Annotated in this window: 4 protein-coding genes; all 4 read left to right on the forward strand. The window is 46.4% G+C overall.

Annotation, left to right across the window (positions count from 1 at the left end; genetic code table 11):
• On the forward strand, positions 1 to 975 hold a 975-nt coding region (gene hflX / locus CVN76_RS20545; protein WP_100532851.1), incomplete at its 5' end, for a GTPase HflX.
• 660 nt (positions 976 to 1635) lie between these two features.
• A complete protein-coding gene (locus CVN76_RS20550) occupies positions 1636 to 2994 on the forward strand; it encodes an NAD(P)-dependent oxidoreductase (protein WP_100532853.1) in 1359 nt (452 codons plus the stop codon).
• 26 nt (positions 2995 to 3020) lie between these two features.
• Positions 3021 to 4307 (forward strand): NAD-dependent dihydropyrimidine dehydrogenase subunit PreA, encoded by a 1287-nt coding sequence (preA, locus tag CVN76_RS20555; protein ID WP_100532852.1) that lies wholly within the window; start codon positions 3021 to 3023, stop codon positions 4305 to 4307.
• Between the two features lie 14 nt (positions 4308 to 4321).
• A partial coding sequence (locus CVN76_RS20560; RefSeq protein ID WP_157805730.1) for an amidohydrolase family protein occupies positions 4322 to 5144 on the forward strand: 823 nt, incomplete at its 3' end.

Consider the following 5144-nt stretch of genomic DNA (forward strand, 5'->3'; position numbering starts at 1 on the left):
GTGATCGATCGGACGATTTTAATTCTGGACATCTTTGCGCACCGGGCGCAAACGAAGGAAGCTCAGCTCCAGGTAGAGGTGGCAAAGCTTCAGTATATGCTCCCGCGTCTTGTTGGCTTAAGGGAGTCATTGGGCCGTCAGAGTGGCGGGGTGGGCACAAACAAAGGAGCCGGGGAAAAGCAATTAGAGCTTGACCGCAGGAGAATCGAGGAAAATATAAGCGTTTTGAACAAAGAACTCGAACTCCTTGTGGCACACCGGCAAACGCAGAGGAAGCAGCGCAAAAAGAATGCCATCCCTGTCGTTTCATTGGTCGGGTATACGAATGCAGGGAAGTCTTCAATCATGAATGCTTTAATCGAAATGTTCCATCCGAATGCGGAGAAGCAGGTTTTGGAAAAAGATATGCTGTTCGCTACACTTGAGACATCGGTGCGAAACATTCCGTTACCCGATAAGAAGGAATTCCTGCTGACCGATACCGTTGGCTTTGTTTCAAGATTGCCCCATCACCTTGTGAGGGCATTTCGGTCAACATTGGAAGAGGTGGTGGAAGCGGACCTATTGATTCATGTTGTCGATTTTTCCAATCCGGATCATGAGCAGCAAATGGATATAACGGAACAGACATTAAATGAGATTGGCATTAAAGGGATACCGACGATTTTCGCCTATAATAAAGCCGATCTTACCGATTTGGAGATTCCCCGGGTGAATCGCAATTCCGTTTATATGTCAGCGAAAACGAAAGCAGGTCTCGAGGAATTGATTGAACAAATTCGCGAGCAAATTTTCACGGATTATATTCGCTGTGAGATGTTGATTCCCTTCGATCAAGGGCAGCTCGTATCTTTCTTCAATGAAAATGGACATATAACGGATACCGAATATGAGGAAAGCGGATATCGAATTAAGCTTGAGTGCAAGAAAGCGGATTATGAGAAATATATTCGTTACGTCATTAAGTCCGAATGAAGGGGCTGTTGATAAGTTGTTTGTTGTTTGTTGATAAGTGGAAAAACAAAAATGATTTTGTGGATAACTCTAGTGGAAATGCTTTTGTTCCGCTAAGGAACTGAGATTAGAATGATCTGGTTTGTGTATAAGTTGTGGATAAAATAAAAAAGCCCGAAAAAACCTTGAATAAAGTTTTTGGGCTTTTTTTATGTGGACAAAATGTTGATAAGTCCGTTGCATGAATATTCATCCGGAAAGATGAAGAATAATGAGGTTGATTGTAGAAAAATGACGATGTTTAGCGTTTGTTGTTAGGAAATATAACATGGATATTACATTTTGCACAACCTTTGACTGGTAATACTTTACACTTTGTATAATGTATCTGGCTTTTTACCGTTATAAAATAAAGAATACTCAATTATCAGGTTCAGGATCTGTTTTTGAGTTTTTTTAGTTAGGGGGGGCTGTTAAAAGCCGGAGGAAACAGGGACCGCGGCTTGGCCAATTTAGAGAATGATAGATATGAATAGACGGATTGAAGGACTGAAGGCTGAAACATGCGCTGCGCAGAATCCACACATGTAAACGAAGAAAATATTAAGTAGAGAAATGCATGCAATTCCTCCCTTTTTTATTTTTACAAATAAATGTTTGGAAGGAGAATAGTGGATGAGTATGACAAGTCCGTTAAAAGATCAACTTGAGATGAACTTTCAGGAAGCGGAGAGGGGGTTGTCCCACCGTGAAGCCCTGGAAGAAGCGAATCGATGTTTATACTGCTATGATGCCCCATGCATTCAGGCCTGTCCGACAGGGATAGACATTCCAACCTTCATTAAGAAAATTGCGTCAGGCAATTATAAAGGGTCGGCAAAGACAATCATGACAGCCAATCCCGTCGGTGCCAGCTGCGCCAGGGTATGTCCGACCGAAGAGTTATGTGAGGGCGCATGTGTCCTCAACCATTCGACCAAGCCAATCATGATTGGCAATCTCCAGCGTTATTCCACAGATTGGGCCATCCAAAATAAACAAGCCCTGTTCAAGGCCGGGAAAAAGAATGGCAAAAAAATTGCCATTGTAGGAAGCGGTCCGGCAGGCTTATCTGCAGCGAGGGAATTAGCCTTGCTTGGCTACAGTGTAACCATTTTCGAAGCGGAAAAAACTCCAGGCGGATTGAATACTTACGGAATCGTATCCTTCCGGTTGCCCCAGAGCATTTCATATTGGGAAGTCGAACAGGTCAAAAGCCTGGATGTCGAAATTAAGACGAATACACGTGTCGGGTCGGATGTTTCTGCTGACCAGCTGGTTGATGAGTTCGATGCGGTCATTTTAGCGGTCGGTATGTCGGAAGTTCCGAAGCTTGGGATCGAAGGAGAGGATTTCGCTGGGGTCTACGATGCAATCGATTTCGTTAAGGAGACGAAAACGGGAGCCATCAGCGAAAAATTCATTGGGAAAAAGATGGCGGTGATCGGGGCCGGGAACACAGCGATTGATGCTGCGACCTGTTCGGTTCGTCTTGGGGCCGAACAGGTGTCGATCATTTATCGTCGTACCCAAAAGGAAATGACAGCCTATGATTTTGAATTCGAGTTTGCCAAACAAGAGGGGGTCGGGTTTCGCTGGCTGACCACCCCCTCAAGGATCTTAGCGGATGAAAGCGGTCATGTAACGGGCATCGAATGTGTGAAGATGGTGCTTAGCGAGGCGGGGGAAGATGGGCGTAGCCGGCCTGTGCCTATATCCGGATCGGAGTTCGTGATACCGGTCGATGGGGTCATCCGTGCCATAGGCCAATCCAGGTATATTGGGCTGATTGAACAATTTGGGATCGAACATGAAGATGGCGTGGTTATGCTGGAGGCAGACTCCTATAAAACGTCGAATGAAAAAGTATTTGCCTGCGGGGACGTGATTTTCGGAAAAGGTCAAGGGGAGGCGATGGTCGTTTCGGCTGCCCAGCAAGGAAAGGATACGGCTTATGAAATTGATCTGGCCATAATGGGCGAGGCAGTGGATATCGCTTAATAATAATGAAAATTAGGAGGCTTATCATGGCTGATTTATCTATAAATCTTGCAGGTATTAAATCACCCAATCCTTTTTGGCTTGCTTCGGCACCGCCCACCAATTCAGGGTATCAAGTCCAGCGGGCATTCGAGGCTGGATGGGGAGGCGCCGTTTGGAAAACGTTGGGCGATCCCATCCTGAACGTCTCATCACGCTTTGCGGCGGTTAGTTTTAATGGACAGAGAGTTGCCGGTTTCAACAACATTGAATTAATTACCGATCGTCCCCTTGAAGTGAATTTGAAAGAAATATATGAAACGAAAAAGAGGTTCCCCGATCATGCAATCATCGCCTCGGTCATGGTGGAGCCGCAACAGGAAAAATGGCATGAGATCATCAAGCGCATAGAAGATGTAGGGGTTGATGGATACGAGTTGAACTTTGGCTGCCCCCATGGTATGGCTGAACGGGGGATGGGAGCTGCTTCAGGACAGGTTCCTGAACTTGTGGAAAAGCAAACCTATTGGGCAAAGGAAGCTGCATCGAAACCTGTCATCGTCAAGCTTACCCCGAATATAACCGATATTACGGTCACTGCAGAAGCGGCAGTTCGCGGGGGAGCGGATGCAATCAGCATGATCAACACAATCAATTCTTTGGCAGGTGTGGATATCCATTCGTGGAATACGATACCACATGTTGGCGGTAAGGGAGCACATGGGGGGTATTGTGGTCCGGCGGTGAAGCCCATCGCCTTGAACATGGTGGCAGAGTGTGCAAGAAATCCAAGGATCGATCTTCCCATCTCCGGAATCGGGGGGATTTCCAATTGGCAGGATGCCGTGGAATTTTTATTGATGGGTTCGACGGGGGTGCAAATATGTACGGCTGCCATGCATCATGGTTTTAGGATAGTCGAGGACATGCTTGAAGGTTTGTCCAATTACCTCGATGAAAAAGGGATTGCCTCAGTGATGGATATTGTCGGTAGATCCGTACCGCGATATTCCGATTGGGGGAACTTGGATCTTAATTATAAGGTAGTGGCCCGCATCAATAATGATGTATGCATCAACTGCAATAAATGCCATATTGCGTGTGAAGACACCTCACACCAGTGTATAGATATGTTAAAGGACTCGGCAGGCAGCTCCTTCCTGAGGGTGCGTGAAGAAGATTGCGTAGGCTGTAATCTTTGCTCTATCGTATGTCCGGCCGATGGGGCAATCGATATGATCGAATTGACAAATGAATTACCGCCGATGACGTGGAATGAACGCCAAGCCTATCTTGGCGGCATAGAAAATGAAAGTGTTGATTTCGCAAAATGATGGAGGGGAAGAACATGAAGAAAATCATAAAAAACGGAACGATTGCAACCGCTGCGGATACGTATCAAGCCGATATATTAATTGAAAATGAGAAGATTGCCATGATAGGCAAGGATTTGACCGCAGAAGGCGCCGAAATCATTGATGCTAAAGGCGCCTATATTTTTCCGGGAGGCATTGACCCGCATACCCATCTAGATATGCCGTTTGGCGGGACGACCACAAAGGATGATTATGAAACCGGTACGATTGCTGCCGCCTATGGAGGCACGACGACGATCATAGACTTTTGCTTGACTGAAAAAGGGGCACCATTAAAGGAAGCGATTGGTACATGGCACAAAAAGGCCAATGGAAAGGCCGCGATAGATTATGGGTTCCATCTAATGATCAGCGAGATCAATGATGAGGTTCTTGCGGAATTGCCGGGGATCATCGCGGATGAAGGGATTTCCTCGTTCAAGGTCTTCATGGCGTACAAGAATGTTTTTCAAGCCGATGATGCCACGCTATACCGCACTTTACTGCAGGCGAAAGAGCTTGGTGCGCTTGTCATGGTTCATGCTGAAAATGGCGATGTCATCGATTATCTTACGAAGCAGGCGCTTGAAAAAGGAAACACGGATCCAATCTACCATGCGCTAACAAGGCCTCCCGAGCTTGAGGGGGAAGCTACTGGGCGGGCCGCAAAATTGACGGAGATGGCGAACGGGCAGCTCTATGTCGTTCATGTCACTTGTGCAGATGCGGTAGAAAAGATCACCGAGGCAAGAAATAAAGGGGTTGATATTTGGGGCGAGACTTGTCCGCAATACTTGGTTTTGGACCAGTCTTATC

The organism is Bacillus sp. mrc49 (assembly GCF_002803435.1).